Below are 16476 nucleotides of genomic sequence, written 5' to 3' on the forward strand. Positions count from 1 at the left end.
CGACCTGTTCTCGACGGAGGAAGTTGGCTATGAGAAAGCCACAGAGCTGTTTGTGTGCAAGAAGAAGTTCGACGTCAAAGGGATTATTGCGGTGAAATAGTCCGATAACTTGTGGGGGCAGGCGGCCAGGGGTCGCCTGTCCAAGAAAAAGAGAAAAGGAAAGCCTAAAATGGAAAAATGGAGGGAATCAGATGAGACGGTTATCAGAAAAAGCCACCGCCGTTTTGCTGTCGGTGCTGCTTATACTGCCGAGTATGGCCGGTCTGACAGCTTTCGCTGCTCCGGAAGAGCCGATCTATAAAATGGATTTTGAGGATAACACGGCGAATGCGGAGCATCCGGATTTTACCTATGTAGCTCCTGGAAAAGCGGCTTATGAATCCAAGGATTGCTTTGGAAAAGTTGTCATAAACCCTAAGAAGGATACGGTAAATTCTTCTGAACAAGTATATCAGAACAAAATTGATTCGACCGGTATTGGCAACAGTTCCAGCACAAGGGCGAATGTGGATACTTATACCTTGTTTTCCGAAGACAAAACCGGAAAAATTTCAATTGAGATGAAATTTTTAACGGATGAGTTGAAAAATGAAAAGATGATTCGGGTTATTCAGGATGCTGAGGCACCAACCGGAGCAAAATATCTTATCGCGTTTGGAATCGCCGGGAATAGCTCAACTCCTGCAAGATTCCGTTATGTTGTCCCAGGCGGTGTAAGCGGCTATATCGACACACCGGGTGTAGAGGAGAACAAATGGTATGCTTTTAAGATGGTCATTGATACGGATGCGGGTACGGCGCAGTGGTATATTGATAACACATTGGTGACGCCAGAACCCATCAATCTGGCTGGCACAACAGCAGTTGGCAGTATGAAAGTGCGGGGATTCGATCTCTATAACCGCACAGCACAGACCGGAACGGCGAATTCTATCTATATCGATGATGTTCTGGTCGATTATTACAAAGAAAACCATGCACCTGTTGTAGAAAATGAGATTTCTGCAAAGCAGGTGACAAAAGGGCAGCAACTTTCGATTGATTTATCAGGAGTATTTTCCGATCCGGACGGCGACAGTTTGATTTATTCCTGTGAATTGGGAGAGGTGAACGAAGGAGTTTACACCTTTACGCCGGAGCTGTTAAAAACCTATCGCGAAAAGATTACAGTGAGTGATGGAAACGGCGGGACGGTATCAACTGAATTTGATATTGATTCCCTGATCTATGCAGAAGACTTTGAGAGCTATGAAGAAGGGATGCTGCCGGACGGCTACACGACGAACATCAAGGGTAGTGTGACGGATTATAAGCCGTATGTCGGAGCCATTGAAAAAGATGGAAATGCAGCAAACAAGGCGCTTTCCAACAGCATGATTAAGAATGCAACAGGAGGCTCAACCATCTATCTGAGCAACGGATTGAACAATGAGACTTATAACGGTCTGCTGAATTTTCATGCAAAAATATATACCAATTCGGAAGTGGAACGCGGTTTGTTTCTCAACAACAAGAGCGTTACCAGTCCGGTTGCGGCGGATCGGCTGCTGGCGATTCATTTTGTCCGCGTGGACGCGTCCAAAAGCAAGGTGAATGTGCGGGTGCCCAACAGTCCATCAAACATCAATATAGATATGCCGAATGTGTTTGTGGAAACAGATACCTGGACGGACATTGACATTACCATCAACACGGATGAAGCGACGGCCTCCATCAAGGTGGGTGACAATGAACCGGTGTCTTACGACATCACGCAGAAATCCGGTTCTCCTTTGGCTGTAGGCGGTTTCAGTACTTACAACTATACAAAGACAGACGGCAAAAATACTTATATCTACCTGGATGATATTGCGTTCAAAAAAATAAACAGAGCGCCGGAAGTGGCATCCTATATTTCTGGGCAGAAGGTTGTGGCAGGCTCTGAACTGGTGGTCGATTTGTCCAATGTGTTCACTGACGCGGATGGAGATAGCCTGACGCTGACGGCAGAGCACGGCGCGGTAAACGGAACGGTTTATACCATAACGCCTTCTTCGGAGGGAACCATCACGGAAACCATTACTGCAGATGATGGACTCGGCGGTACGGTGACAACAACCTTTGAGATCACGGTGGAAGCTTCCGGAAGCGATATTATCTATCGAACTGACTTTGAGGACGATGCGGTTGGTTCTATTCCTGACGGGTACAATGTGATTGTGAACAAAGACGATGTAGCTGACGAAAACTTCTTTGGTATTGCGGCGGATACCGGCAAAGACAAAGCTTTAAAAAATAATATGAGAGCGAAGGTTGCCGGCACAATCGGAACCATCACCTATGGATTCCAGGATAAAGACGGCAATCCGGCCAAATACACAGGCCTTCTCTCCTTTGAAGCACAGATTTACCATAAAGTAGACGTTTATGAGCAGATCGTTTATCTTTCCAATGGACCGGTTGAATCTGCGGATACCAGGCTGATGTCCATTGTTCTGAACAATACGGATTTGGTTAAGAACAATGTGAAGATCAATATCTACAATCACAAAGAGGGATCAAAAGATTATATTTTAGAAGGGATCTCGGTTCCAACCGATGTCTGGACGTCTCTCAGGGTCGTATTGGATACCGATGCGAAACTGGCTTATGTCACCATTGGGGACAATGCTCCCGTTGAGATTTCCATGGATTTGAAGGATGACGTGGAGCTGGCTTTAGGTGGTTTCACAACTTACAACAGATACCGGAAAACAGCAAGCTATGCCTCTTATCTTTACTTGGATGATATTCTAGTGAGAAGAGTGGTTGGAAATGCCGATCCGGCTGTTTCAGGCTCTGTTGAACCCCAGTCCGTCAAGGTGAACACACCGCTCACTTTGGATATATCCCGTTTGTTTAGTGACGCTGACGGCGACCTTTTGGGGATCACTGCCGACAAGGGGACTATTTCCAGCGGTATATTAACCTATACACCGCAAGGTACCGGACAGGATGACATTACACTGACTGCTATCGACGGAAAAGGCGGCAGAGTACAGTATGTAATCAGCTTGACCGTGACGGGAAACGCACCGCCGAAGATTGAGATTCCGGTAAGCGACCAGTATATTGTTCTGGGAGAGGAGGTTTCTCTGCAGCTGAACGACACCTTCTCGGATGACGGGCAGGCGCCGGTTATTATCACGGCAGATAAGGGAACCATCACCGGCACGAAATTTTCTTATACACCCCAAGCGGTAGGAGAGGAAACCGTAACGCTTACAGCTACTGACGATGAGGGGGCTGTGACAGCCTTAAAATTCCGGATTGTTGTCAACGATCCCAGCGGAAAGGATTCTGTTCTATTTAAGGAAGACTTTGAAACGACCAAGCTGGGGGAACTTCCCACCGGATGGAGATTAGACCTGGCAGCTGGTCTGGATCAGGCAAACGGGTTTTATGGGGTAAATGCAGAACCCTCCAATCCGGATAACCAGCTGTTCTACATTGACAACCGATCTACTGGCAGAGGTTCCAACAGTGCGATTGCACCTTTGCAGAATAACCATACCGGGGATTTCAACGCCTCCTTCGACATGACGGTGACAGGAAATCCTTCTGATAAACCAGGAGACAGACCTACCAGATACATTGCTTTCTGCAATTCTTCCGGTGTTGCTGTGTTCGCTTTCGGTTATGAGGCAGGCGGATTCCGTATCAAAGGAAATTCTGACAGTGTATATACTGCATACGATGAGCCTGCCGCCGTGCTCGGACAGACCTATCATATCAAATTGGACTACCATCATGCGGCACAGAGAGTGGATTTGTATATCAATGGCAGCTATGCAGGAAACTTTGATGTAACTCGTTCCACTGCGGCAAAAAATTTCAGCATGATTAAAATGACATCCTATTACCGTGCGGCTTATGGAAAGCCGAATAATCTGTTCTTGGTGGATAACCTGCTGATGAAAGCAGACAAGGATATCTCCGAGGAGGATCGTCTGACTGTGCAGAAGGATTATGAAGATTTCCGCTGGGAGTATATCACCCGGGAATCTGCAGACAGTGTAACGAAGCCCCTGAATCTTCGCACCGAGGGACGTTACGGCTCTTCCGTCAGCTGGGAGTGCTCCAACCCGAAGGTTGTGTTCTCCAATGGCTTTGTGGCGCGGCCTGAGGACGGCGACAAGCTGGTAAGTTTGAGGGCAACCTTCACCAAAGGGAATGCCAGCATGAGCAAAAGTTTTGATATGACGGTGAAACAAGCGCTCGCCTCCCAATATAAAAAACAGCTATTCCAAATGGATTTTGAGGATCAGACGGCAGGAAACATGCCTGACGGCTGGGTGGCGCCCTCTGACTATCCGCTGCACGATGATACCAAGATAACGGTGGAAACAGATCCGCTGAATGCCTCCAATAAGGTATTAAAGCAGACGAACCACCATTTTACTCCCCAGGAATATAGCGGGTTTACCGGTCGTTATGCCCTTCCGGAGAGTTATAACGGACATATTGTGCTGAATATGGACTATATGGTCAAACAGCTTGACACCCAAGTGATGCTTCGCATTTACAATGACAAGACCGAGCTTCTGTATTCTGTAGGCAACCAGGGAGCCTTCCAGTATGCGGCGCAGGAGGGTACGGTAGCTGTCAGTGATATCAGCATTCAGGCGAACAAGTGGTATAAATTCCGCATTGAGATGTTTACGGATACAGGCTATGTGCTCTGGTATATTAACGATCAGCTGGCCGCCTGCTTCCGCTGCAGTGCCAATCTGGCGGATAATTATTCTCTGAAATGGATTTATCTTTACAACTGGGTGAAGGATGGCTCCAAAGACGGTGTGGCATATCTGGACAATATCACAGTGGAGCAAAATATGACTACCCAGATGGCAAATGCATTGGATTTGATCTCTTTCGATGAATATAAAGACGGAGTGACAGAAAACTTCACGCTTCCCACCGATTTAGCAGAAGGGGTACAAATTACCTGGAAATCCGCTGACAGCGGACTAATCGAGATAAACGGCAGCGAGGCGACGGTAAAGCGTCCCGCAGCAGGGGAAACGGATAAGACGGTCGTACTGACTGCTGTCGCACAGATAGACGGCAAGACGCTGACGAAGGATTTCACACTGCTTGTCAAGAAGAAATCTACAGCGGAAGAAGCTGTAGACGGTACGGTGGAGCGTCTGACATTTGCCTCTCTCTCTAACGAGCCGATCGACGCAGTTACAAAAAATATATCGCTGCCTTCTAATGGATATGAAGGTACGGCGATTCGCTGGGAAAGCTCCGATAGTTCTGTGCTTCGGGTTGATGGAGAACAGGGAACCGTAACGCTGAAGGACAGTGACAAACCTGTGAAGCTGACGGCAGTGATATCTCAGGACGGTATCGAAAAAACCAAGGAATTCGACATAACGGTTAAGAAATACTTTGGCATCAACCTGGCATATGGTGCGGCTGTTTCAAAGGCCTCCTCGGACAGTCAGGCATCTCCGGCTAACAATCTGAATGACGGGAATTTTGGTACAGTGTGGAGTACTTTGAACAATGATGCTTCTCCCTTTGTCACTTTGGATCTGGGCGTCAAACAGCGTATTGACAGCGGACTTCTCAGTGCCTGCGGAAATGTGAAAGACTTTAAGCTTTCGGTCTCCAATGACGGGTTGAACTACAAGCAAGTTCTCACACAGAATGTGTCCGGCAATGCGGCGGACAAAACTGAGATTCAGGAATTTTCTTTCGTGGCTGTGGAAGCGAGATATGTAAAGGTTGAATTCTCTTCTGCGAACGGTCAGCAGATATCTTTGAGAGAACTGCAGCTGTTCAACTCTGCTATCACCGATGACGAAGCGATCCGGCTGGCCAAAGAGCTTCTGAAGATATCCGGCAGTGACCGGATTCAGGCAGATATCGATCTTCCTGCGGAAGCAACTCACGGCACGACGGTCACCTGGATGTCCTCCAATCAGGAGATCATCACCAATGATGGGAAGGTCACCCGGCCGCAGCAGAATACCGATGTGATTCTGACTGCGACGATCTCCAGAAACGGAAAATCCGTGACAAAAGATATTCCAGTGACTGTTCTGCAGGCAGGCGTCATTATGGGAAAAGATCCGAACAAAATGGAAAAGTATTATGGCAATCCCACCAGCATGACCGACGAGATGTTCTTCGGAAAGTGGGAAGAAGAATACCAGGACTGGGATTTTGATTACCTGCCGAAGCTGAATTATGACTACTGCCCGGAACTGCAAATCGTCGGCGAGTATGCTAAGAAGGGCGATTATGAATCCGCCAAGAGTGAACTGGTCGCCTACTATAAAAATAAAGATCTCAATTATCATATCACCCATTCTTCCAAGGAGTACGATAAAGCGGAACTCTATGCAAACAACATCATGTACAGTTCCAACAACAGTCTGATCGGCACTTTTACCGTGCCGGCGGAATACAGTGAGATCAGCGTGGATGTCTCCTCCTATGTGAAGAAAAGTGGGAGTAAAACCATCTATTTTGTACAGAAATATAAACATGAGCCGCAGGCTGAGTTCTATACCAAGGAAGCGGAGAACGGTGCTCATATACCGGAGCTTGTCATTGTCGCAAACGGGAAGGAAATGCGCTTCAAAGCGGCAAAAGACACCTATGTATCCCCTGATACGAATCAGGAGAAGAATTTCGGCACGGAAAACAGAATGTATGCCAAGGAGACCAGAGCGGAGGATCCGTCCACGGTTGCCGGCGGGTTCGGGGAACTTTGGACAAAAGATACCAAACGACCCTATATGCAGTTTAACATCACCGGCATCGACAAGGATACCAAAATTGATTCCGCTGTTTTGAAGGTTTACGGAAAAGCGGACGGCGGCACCAGCGAAATGATCGTCTGGGGCGAGGGCAACAACAGTTGGAAGGAAACCGAATTCAACTGGAGAGACGCGATGGTTAGTGTCTTCTCCTGGAACGGTTCCGAAAAAGTAGACTGGATCATGCCGAAAAACCCGAACGAGGGTGCGGATAACGCAACCTATATGAACATTGCCCGTTCTATCTGGATGGGCACTCTGACCGGATGTTACAATACGACCGGCGATGAGTATTTTGCGTATCATGCCATCCGGCAGTGTATGGATTTGTTTGAGGGAACAAAGGACTCTGTAGGTGCTTTTAATCTGCAGGACGCCGGCATCCGTGCCGGAACAGAAGTTGCGGCGTTCAACTCTCTGCGCAAATCCGAATACATGACAGACGACGCATGTATGGCGTTTATCAAGAACATGTGGCAGCTGAATAAAACGCTGACACTGGATGGTTATTTTGCCCCGGCGCATAACCACGGCGTTTACTCCAACCGCGGACAGACAAGAATCACATTATACTTTCCGGAGTTCGCAGATTATGAAAAATATAAGAAACTGTTTATCAGCAGATGGGATACTCTTTCCGGTAACCTGGTACTGCCGGACGGAAGTTACATCGAGGCCTCCTTCAACTACACCAATGAGGTTATCAACAACTTCTTGACCATCATCGACGAGGCAAAAACCTTTCAGTTCCCGTTAAACGCGGCGTTCAACAGTCAGCTTATAGCGGTAACACGGTATCTTGCGGACTGTCTGCAGCCGGATTTGACGGCGCCTGCATACGGGGACAGCGACATGACAAGCTATACATCCGTCATGAAAAAAGTTGTAGACTATTTTGATTTGGAGGATGTGAGGTATATTCTGAGCAATGGTGCGGAAGGAGAAGCGCCCGACCATACCTCCGTATATTACGGGCAAGGGTACAATAAATATTTGAACCTGCGCGATGACTGGAGCAGGCAGGGGATGATGCTGGCAACCAATTACGGGTGCGGAGACGCAAAAAGTCATACCCATCCCGACAACATGGCGATTACCATGTTTGCCTACGGAAGGGCACTTCTTGTAGATCCCGGAAGATACAATTACAGTGCCGGAACCATTGCCGACTGGCTTAGAAGAACCACTGAGGCTCACAATGTAGTGAACATTAACGATACACCCCAGAGCAACAAACATGACACGCTGGATCAGTTCTATACCAACGATAAATTTGACTATGCAAGCGGAACATCCAGAGCAACGGCGGCAAAGAACGGAAAATCCTTTGACTATAAGCGGACGATTTTATTCCCCAAATCAAAGTTCTTTCTTGTCAGTGATAAGATCGTTCCGCCTAACGAGGGTCAAAATAATTACGATCAGAACTGGCATTTTTTGCCAAAATCAAAGTGGAGTTACAACAAGGATTCCGCCATGCTGGAGACTCATTTTGAAAGCGGTGCGAATCTGATCATCTCACAGGTTGACAAGAGCGGCTTTGAGATGGTTCAGCAAAGCGGCTATTATTCCGGGAAACAGGGGACGGCAGAAATTGTTTCATTTCCTAGCTTCCGCCAGCGAAAAAAAGGAACGGTGACCTATGACACCGTGCTTTATCCGAAGCCGGCTGGGGATACGTCCAAGGTGGAAACAGCACGGATTCCTCTGGATGTGCAGCCGGATACGGCGACAGCCTTCTCGGTTGACATTGTTGACGGGAAAGCGGTGCAGAAAAATGTTTTCTATCAGACCTATGAAGCGGCTTATACAGAACGGGAAATCGGAGCATACCGATTCAACGGGCAGGCAATGCTGATTGAGAAAAAGCAGAATGGAAAGCTGGACGCTGTCTCTGTTGTGAACGGCAGCAAGCTGACTGTCACAGAGGATGGAAAAGAAACGATTTTGATGCAGTATATACCGAAGAGTGATACGAAGCTGACCGACTTATGTATTACCTATAATTTTGATTGTATCGAGCTGGAATCCTCTGTTCTGAATCTGAACAACATCAGCGGATTGACGCTTTATGGAACGGACGAGATAAAGAAGATCACCGTCAATGGCGAAGAGGTAGATTTTACCCGAAACGGAACGCAGCTCTCCATTGATCTGGAAAAAGAGAGCGGCGAGGGTAAAATTCCGGTGACAAGCTATACGGAAGGGAAAACGACCTATTATACAGGTACAGCAGATGCGGCATATACAAGCCAGACTTCTTATACTTATGGAAAGAGTTATCAGGTATCCTCCACGATCGGTGCGGGAAGCAAGCTGACAAGACCGGCTTTCTGGGATGGAACGCTGCCGAAAATAAATGTCGCGGGGAAATCTCCCAGAACGGTAAACGGACAGGTAAAAGCATATCTGTCTTTGGATAAGGCGGATGTGGAATCAACGATACCTTATGAAATGCGGATTGAAATGCCCTCCGACCTGCAGTATGATTGTTATCAGAACGGCAAAAAAGTGACCAGCCTTCAGACACTCAAAGAAGAGGGAATCGAGGCAGCAAACGGGGCGCTTTCCGAAAACACAGTTGGTGTTTATCAGGGAAGCGGATATATTGTCCTGTACAGCAGAATTCCGATTGATGTGACATTGTATACAAAGAATCTGACACCTCCTAATAACAACGGCGGTGGTGGAGGCGGACCAGTAACGCCTACTACACCGCCCACCACGGAACCCACGACTCCGCCTACTACAGAGCCGACCAATCCGCCTACTACGGAACCGTCCAATGGGTTTGAGGACACCAAGGGACATTGGGCGGAAGAGGCTATCGATGAAATGCATAAGATTGGCGTTGTCAACGGGATTAGTGAGACAGAATTCTCGCCTGATACGGATGTGACACGGGCAGAATTTGCGGCGATGATTGCAAGACTTCTGGGACTGCAGAATGCGGACAGTAACTTTACGGATGTGTCGTCAGACGCTTGGTACTATGGCTCTGTGGGAGCGGTAGCGCAGGCGAATATCATGATAGGCGCGGACGGAATGTTCCGGCCGGATGACAAAATCACCCGGGAGGAAATGACAAAAGTGCTGGTGGAAGCTTACGCGCAGAAGAAGGGTGCGGTAAGCGCAACGGAGAAAGAATTGGAGAAATTCACTGACAGGAACAGTGTTTCCGATTGGGCAACACTTTATATGTCAGGCGCTGTGAAGCTGGGATTGATCAGCGGCATGACCGAAACGACCATCGCACCACAGGAAAATGCCACCAGGGCACAGGCAGCGATGATGTTCAAACGGCTGTATGATCGGATTCGCTTTTAGTTCTCTTATACCTCTTATATAAAATTTGGAAAACCGTACAGTTCTACTGTGCGGTTTTCCTAAGATCAAAGGAGACGACCGATGAAATTACCGGTAGAAGAAAAAAAGACAACAGAAAAAGATATTTTTGAAGCACTGGAGTATGAAAAATATCCGGAACTGAGCGAAGTGAAAATCGCATGGAACAACGGCGATACAGCGTTTGCCAAGAAAGCCTTGATTCGCTATTTTGAAAAGAGACGGAATGTGAAAGGTTTTTTTGATTACCGGAAGATTCCGTTTGAAAAGGTTGATCTCTCGTCAAATCCTCAGAAATGGCAGTCTTTTGTAGGATTAAATATTGATTTGGAGGACTACATTGAAAAAGCTGCGGAGAAGATGATGGAGAATATCTATCTGCTGCCGGGCGGTGTGGAGATCGATATGGGCAACCGGTTTGAGCTTCTGCCCCATGCCAGTCAGAAGGATGCACAGAAGGTACAGCAGGGTATTCACATTGTGATGAAACGCGGAAAGATGTTTGAGCTTCTGGCTGTCCTGTTTCAGCGGGATGGAAATCCGGTGTGGGTGGAAAAATTCAGCGGGCTTTTAAGGGCATTTTTTGAGCAGTATAACCTAACAATTGAGGAGTTTTCTGAGAAGTCTGCTTGGTTTCAGTATTCGGAAAACCGGGAGTCCATGGATGTGGGATGGCTTCTTCTGACCTTTATCAATCTGCTCAACACCAGGATTTTTTATGAGATTGATACCGAGCTGGCCTTTGAGATGATAAAGCGGATTTGGTTTTTTGGTATGCAGTTTCACCGCTATGATACCGATGCGTTTTATCCCCATAACCACCATTTTTTTGAGCGGGGTATCACCCCCTATATCACGGCAAAGCTGGTGCCGGAATTTAAGGAGCTCAGAAGCATGGAGCAGCGGGGAAAAAAAGTGATTCTCGAACATATTGAAAAAGATTTCACCGAAAGCGGCGCTTATTCGGAGCATTCAATCGGTTACTTTTTCGGCGCCACCGTCAGCGAAATGCTGTACCGTGTTCTGTATGTGGCAAAGGCGGAAAAAGATGATTTTTTCGATGACAAGGCAAAAAGGAAGATAAAACGTATTTTTGAAGCGGCCTGCTATCTGGCTTCCCCGGAAGAATGCTATCCCGTTATCGGTGATAAGGGGGATATTATCATCGATGAAATGCTTCGGATGGGCGCGGAGCTGAGTGATCACCGGATGGCGAAGGAGGTTCTGGCGGCGCGGCAGGGGAAAGTAACGAAGATTCCACTGGATTTCTGCAGTCCGGAGGCAGGTTTCATTACATCGCGCAGCAGCTATCAAAGGGACAGCAGCTATTTTCTGATGTGCGCCAAGCAAGGCTGTGAAATGTCCAGCCACGATCATTTGGATATGCTTTCGTTAAATTTGGCGGTGCGGGGCAGCATGATTTTTGAAGAATCCGCGGCAGGCGATATCTACGGGAGATTTATCATGAACAAGCCGCATCGAGGATTCCTTTACAATATGAGTTCGCACAATACGGTGCTGGCACATGGAGAGCCAATCACGGCGGACCGTTATTTCTCCAGCTGCTGGGGTGTCGCAAAACCGGACACCATTCTGGATGTATGGAACCCGGAGGAAAAGAGGGTTACCCTGCGGGCGCACCATAACGGATATGGCTTTTGTACGGTATACAGGGAATTGACGTTCTGGCGGGAGAAAGGCTTTTTCATAAAGGACAGCGTTGTGCTTGGGGGAAGGGATCCTCGTCCGCATGTGCAGAGATGGTTTCTGGCGAAAGGCACGGCGTATCAGAAGCTGGGGGAGAACTGTTATCTGTTTATGAGAGGAAATGCAAAGCTGCTGTGTACCTGGCAGGGGGAACGATTGGCATTTGATTTTTCAAAACCGGAAATATTGTGCCCGGAAATCTATGCATCTGAGGATGAGACTCCGTGGATGCTGGATGTCATATTCCATATGCCGGATGATGCCGCGCCGGAGAACAAAACGGCGGCTGTAAGTGTCCGTATGGAGGATGTGTCCGATTTTACACAGGAAGAGATAGAGCGGCTGAACAACAAAAAATAAAATTCAGTATAAAAACCGTCTTGGAAAGTTCGAATTTTCAGGACGGTTTTTCTATCTTCTTTTCTACGTTTTCTTTTTCCTTACGATTGCGGTTAGACGGCATTCTCGGTCAGCGTGAAAGTGGTACGGTATGCTCTTCTTTCATGAAATCTTTTTCGGTATACTGTTTTGCGGTTTCCAAAAATATCTGAAAGGCTTTTGTCTGATATTTATCCTTATGATATACAATATGATTTATTGTGTTCAGCTGAATCCCCTCGATCCTTTTCGCACAGAGAAGACCCTTTTTGATTTCTTCCTTCACAAGAATTTCGGGGAGAACGGTTATCCCTAAATTTTGTATCACTGCCTGTATCAAAGCCTGTGAGTTTACACTGACCCAATCCGGTTCCAGAGAGACGTTTTTTACAAGCAAGGCGCTGTCAAAAGCTGAGCGTATTGCGCTTCCTTTTTCCCGCATAAGGAGCGGCCAGTCCTCAAGGGTCTGAAGAGAAATGTTTTTCATCCGGGCAAAGGGGTGAGCGGAAGAACAGATTACATACAATTCGTGGGAGGAAAAGGGAATTTTGATGAGCTGAGGATGATAGATGACACCTTCTATCAGAGCGATATCAATCTCATTCCGCATCAGCTTCTGTTCAATTTCTGCGGCATTTTCAATGATGACTTTAAGAGAAACTGGAAGATTACATTGAGTGAATTGTTTTATGATTTTGGGCAAAATAAAGTTAGCGATCGTGATGCTGGATCCAATTCGCAGTGCGGAACAGGCACCAATGTCTTTTGTACTCTGTTTTAAATCCTCGTAAGATTCCAGCAATTTATTTGTTTTGCTGAGAAAGAGACTTCCTGCATCGTTCAGGTATATTTTGCGGGAGATGCGGTCAAACAGCGGATAGCCAAGCTCCGTTTCTAGAGTGCCGATTACGTGGGAAACAGCAGGCTGTGTCATGTAGAGTTCTTCGGATGCTTTCGTCATATTCCCTGTTGCGCAAACTTTTTGAAATACGCTTAATTGTTTTAGATTCATTTTAATACCTCCTATCAGCGGAAAAACAGATGAAATGATTGCTTTTCATCGTTATTCATAAAATAAATATATGATAATAATTAAATTATACTATTTTACTTATGCTAATGCAACCGGTATACTGAATAGAAAAGGAGGAATGAAATGAAAAAGAAAGAAAACATACGTTTTTGCCTGTGGCTGTTCTGGAAACAGTTTTCCTTCAGTGCATTCACATTCGGAGGCGGTTACGTTATTTTGCCGATGATGCGAAAATATTATCTGGAAAAGAAAAAACTGTTCACTGAGGAGGAGCTGAACAATATGGCGGCAATTGCGCAATCTTCTCCGGGGGCTATCGCGGTTAATTTGTCCGTATTGGTGGGATATCGTCTGAAAGGAATTTTCGGTGCAGTCTTAACCTGCGTGGCATCTGTTCTGCCGCCGCTTATTCTGCTGTCGGTGATTTCTTCCTGCTATGCGGCGTTTCGCAGCAATCATATCATTTCCGCTGTGTTAAAGGGAATGGAAGCGGGGGTGGCAGCGCTGATTGTAGACTGCGTGATAGACATGGCGGCCGCCATTTTCAAACAGGAACACAAATTGCTCAAATGGATGGTACCCGCCGCTTTCGCGGCAAGCTTTCTTCTGAAGATAAATGTGATTCTGATACTGATTTTCTGCGCCCTGGCATGCCTTGCAGAGGGATTTTGGAAACGGAAAAAAGGGGGAAGGGAATGATACACCAATTAATCTCTTTATTGGTGAGTTTTTTACAGATTGGATTGTTCAGTATTGGCGGAGGATACGCGACTATCCCGCTGATACAGGAACAGGTTGTCGATCTTCACGGCTGGCTGAGCTATCAGGAATTTACCGATATCATCACGATCTCTCAGATGACGCCGGGTCCTTTAGCGGTCAACACCTCCACGTTTGTAGGAATCCGGATTGCAGGAATTGCTGGCGCTGTCATCGCAACCTTTGGGTGTGTGATATCCGGCTTTTTGATCTCTGTCTGCCTGTTTCGCTTTTTTCAAAAACATCGGCAGGCACAGGGAGCTATGGACGTTTTAAAGGGACTGCGGGCCGCGTCCGTAGGGCTGATCGCCTCTGCGGCGGGGACGATTCTTTCCATAGCTTTTGAGGCAGAACCAGGATCCGGCCAATCTTTTAACCTGATTGCAGCGGGAATTTTTGCGTTTTCTCTGTTCATACTCCGAAAATGGAAATGTAATCCAATTTTATTGATGGCGCTGGCAGGTGTAGCGGGTTTCGTACTTTATTAGGGAATGCAGAAATGTTTTTTATGAAATCAGAATTTGAAAAAGTATGACGGAGAGAATGGGAATGAGAGAGGGAAATCTACTTTTTCAAGAAGAAGGCTGGTATTCAAAAAACGTTTACAGTTCCATCATAATGCGTACATAGAAGGATGCTATAATAACCTCATAAATATCTAAGCCATGAGAAATAACAAGAGGACTTCTGCTTCCTGCAGGGACGGTTTTTATGTCAGTGCTTTGATGATAATTGGAAGCAAATGAAAACAGATTGAAAAAATAGATAATAATTACGGATATATACAAATTTTTTAATTTTTTTAAAATAGTGTTGACAAATAAAATAGATTCTGGTATATTATCAGTAACGATTATTGTTATTAATTAAAATAAATAGAACAAAGAAAATGGAGGAATTTAAAATGAAAAAATTTGTATGTGCAATCTGCGGTTACGTTCATGAAGGGAATGAAGCACCGGACAAATGTCCACAGTGCGGTGCGCCGAAGGAAAAATTTGTAGAGCAGTCTTCTGATAAAATGGCTTGGGCAGACGAACACAGAATCGGCGTTGCAAAGGATGTTGATCCGGAAATCGTTGAAGGTCTGAGAATGAATTTTACAGGAGAATGCACTGAGGTAGGTATGTACCTGGCGATGGCAAGAGTGGCTCATAGAGAAGGCTATCCTGAAATCGGCCTGTATTATGAAAAGGCTGCTTGGGAAGAAGCAGAACATGCAGCTAAATTTGCTGAATTGCTGGGCGAAGTTGTCACAGACTCCACAAAGAAAAATCTGGAGCTGAGAGTTGCAGCTGAAAACGGTGCTTGCGCAGGAAAGAAAGATTTAGCTGTCAAAGCAAAACAGCAGAATCTGGATGCTATTCACGATACTGTTCATGAAATGGCAAAAGATGAAGCAAGACATGGTTGTGCTTTTGAAGGGCTTTTGAAAAGATACTTTGGCTAAAATGGAATCGAATAAATAGGATAAGGAGTCAGCATTCGGCTGGCTCCTTTTTAGCGTTATTTCGTATGAAATATAGAGTCGAGATACGGAACATCATAGCATAAAGGACCACTTTATTGTCTGAAACAATTAAATAGGAAAGAAAAAATGCTGTCATAGTATTTTTTCTTTTGTCTTAGCTATTACAATATAGAAAATTATTGTAAGATAATCTGGGAGATTATATACACATAGAAATAAAGGATGCAAGAGAGAAGGTCTAAGCGTTAGGAAATGGAACATAAGAATTCTGCCCTTGCTAAATTCCCTTTTTTTCGATTATCGGTCTTTCAAGGCAGGGTTTGAGCCCATAATGCACTCATACGCACCGAAAAATCGGAAATTTGCCTGTGAAAGCCGCATATTGTAATAATACTTAAGGACAGACTGTCATTGGTTACCGGTCTGATTTCTGTTCGTCAAAGGGCGGCTTCGGACATACGGACGATTTGAAGAACGATGTGAACAAAGCGGCGTGGGTATGGCGGATTGGAAAAAATATACTTGAAACAAAAAATATGCGCTTTTAAAAAGAAATCTGCTTTACTGTATCAAACAGTCAAGACATCACTGTAAACGCAAAAAACCACCGGCTGAAAAAAGCCGGTGGTTTCAGCCTGTCGAAAAAGTCCAGTATACACTGGGCTTTTTTGCGTATGTGTGGTAAAATAAAGATAAGAAAAGACTGGGGAGGGACGGCGTGTGCTAGCAAAAGAGCAGGAATTGCGCAGAAATGTAGTAGAAATCCTATGTTTGGAGGAGCTGGTTCCATCGGAGCATCTGCTGCGGCAGATTGACAGCGCGGTGGATTTTACGCATCTGTACGACTTGGTGGATGCGCTTTACAGCCGTGACAACGGCCGTCCCAGCATTGACCCGGTGGTATTGTTCAAAATTGTGTTCATCCAGCACCTGTACGGCATCCCCTCGCTGCGCCGTACCATGCAGGAGATTGGCATGAACATCGCATA

7 protein-coding genes are annotated in these 16476 nt (G+C 46.1%); 6 read left to right on the plus strand and 1 reads right to left on the minus strand.

The features are described from left to right. Window positions 1–191: 191 nt before the first annotated feature. Window positions 192–10121, plus strand: coding sequence for an immunoglobulin-like domain-containing protein (locus KQI32_RS11930; RefSeq protein ID WP_216425594.1), 9930 nt, complete (start codon window positions 192–194; stop codon window positions 10119–10121). 81 nt (window positions 10122–10202) lie between these two features. Further along, complete coding sequence (locus tag KQI32_RS11935; RefSeq protein ID WP_216425596.1) at window positions 10203–12206, plus strand: heparinase II/III family protein; 2004 nt, start codon at window positions 10203–10205, stop codon at window positions 12204–12206. A gap of 109 nt (window positions 12207–12315) precedes the next feature. Here KQI32_RS11935 and KQI32_RS11940 read toward each other — a convergent pair whose 3' ends face one another. Continuing rightward, the gene (locus KQI32_RS11940; protein ID WP_177691437.1) at window positions 12316–13236 is read right to left on the minus strand and encodes a LysR family transcriptional regulator; all 921 of its coding nucleotides are present in this window, start codon (window positions 13234–13236) and stop codon (window positions 12316–12318) included. A 144-nt stretch (window positions 13237–13380) separates the two neighbouring features. On the opposite strand from KQI32_RS11940, the gene KQI32_RS11945 reads away from it, so the two are divergent. The 4 genes from KQI32_RS11945 to KQI32_RS11960 form a co-directional block, all read left to right on the plus strand. After that, complete coding sequence (locus KQI32_RS11945) at window positions 13381–13956, plus strand: chromate transporter (RefSeq protein ID WP_216425598.1); 576 nt, start codon at window positions 13381–13383, stop codon at window positions 13954–13956. After that, window positions 13953–14504: a chromate transporter gene (locus KQI32_RS11950; RefSeq protein WP_177691439.1), complete on the plus strand. Its 552-nt coding sequence runs from the start codon at window positions 13953–13955 to the stop codon at window positions 14502–14504. The genes KQI32_RS11945 and KQI32_RS11950 overlap by 4 nt, the downstream gene beginning before the upstream one ends. 416 nt (window positions 14505–14920) lie before the next feature. After that, window positions 14921–15466 carry an NADH peroxidase gene (locus KQI32_RS11955; RefSeq protein WP_177691440.1) on the plus strand — a complete coding sequence of 182 codons (546 nt, stop codon included), beginning with the start codon at window positions 14921–14923 and terminating at the stop codon, window positions 15464–15466. A 741-nt stretch (window positions 15467–16207) separates the two neighbouring features. Next, on the plus strand, window positions 16208–16476 hold a 269-nt coding region (locus KQI32_RS11960; RefSeq protein WP_216423449.1), incomplete at its 3' end, for a transposase.

Source organism: Acetivibrio sp. MSJd-27, assembly GCF_018918095.1.
Lineage (GTDB): Bacteria > Bacillota > Clostridia > UMGS1840 > HGM11507 > HGM11507.

Excerpts from the sequence above, each read along its gene's own strand:
- KQI32_RS11930 (WP_216425594.1), top strand. The coding sequence starts at position 192 with ATGAGACGGTTATCAGAAAAAGCCACCGCCGTTTTGCTGTCGGTGCTG.
- KQI32_RS11935 (WP_216425596.1), top strand. The coding sequence starts at position 10,203 with ATGAAATTACCGGTAGAAGAAAAAAAGACAACAGAAAAAGATATTTTT.
- KQI32_RS11940 (WP_177691437.1), bottom strand. The coding sequence starts at position 13,236 with ATGAATCTAAAACAATTAAGCGTATTTCAAAAAGTTTGCGCAACAGGG.
- KQI32_RS11945 (WP_216425598.1), top strand. The coding sequence starts at position 13,381 with ATGAAAAAGAAAGAAAACATACGTTTTTGCCTGTGGCTGTTCTGGAAA.
- KQI32_RS11950 (WP_177691439.1), top strand. The coding sequence starts at position 13,953 with ATGATACACCAATTAATCTCTTTATTGGTGAGTTTTTTACAGATTGGA.
- KQI32_RS11955 (WP_177691440.1), top strand. The coding sequence starts at position 14,921 with ATGAAAAAATTTGTATGTGCAATCTGCGGTTACGTTCATGAAGGGAAT.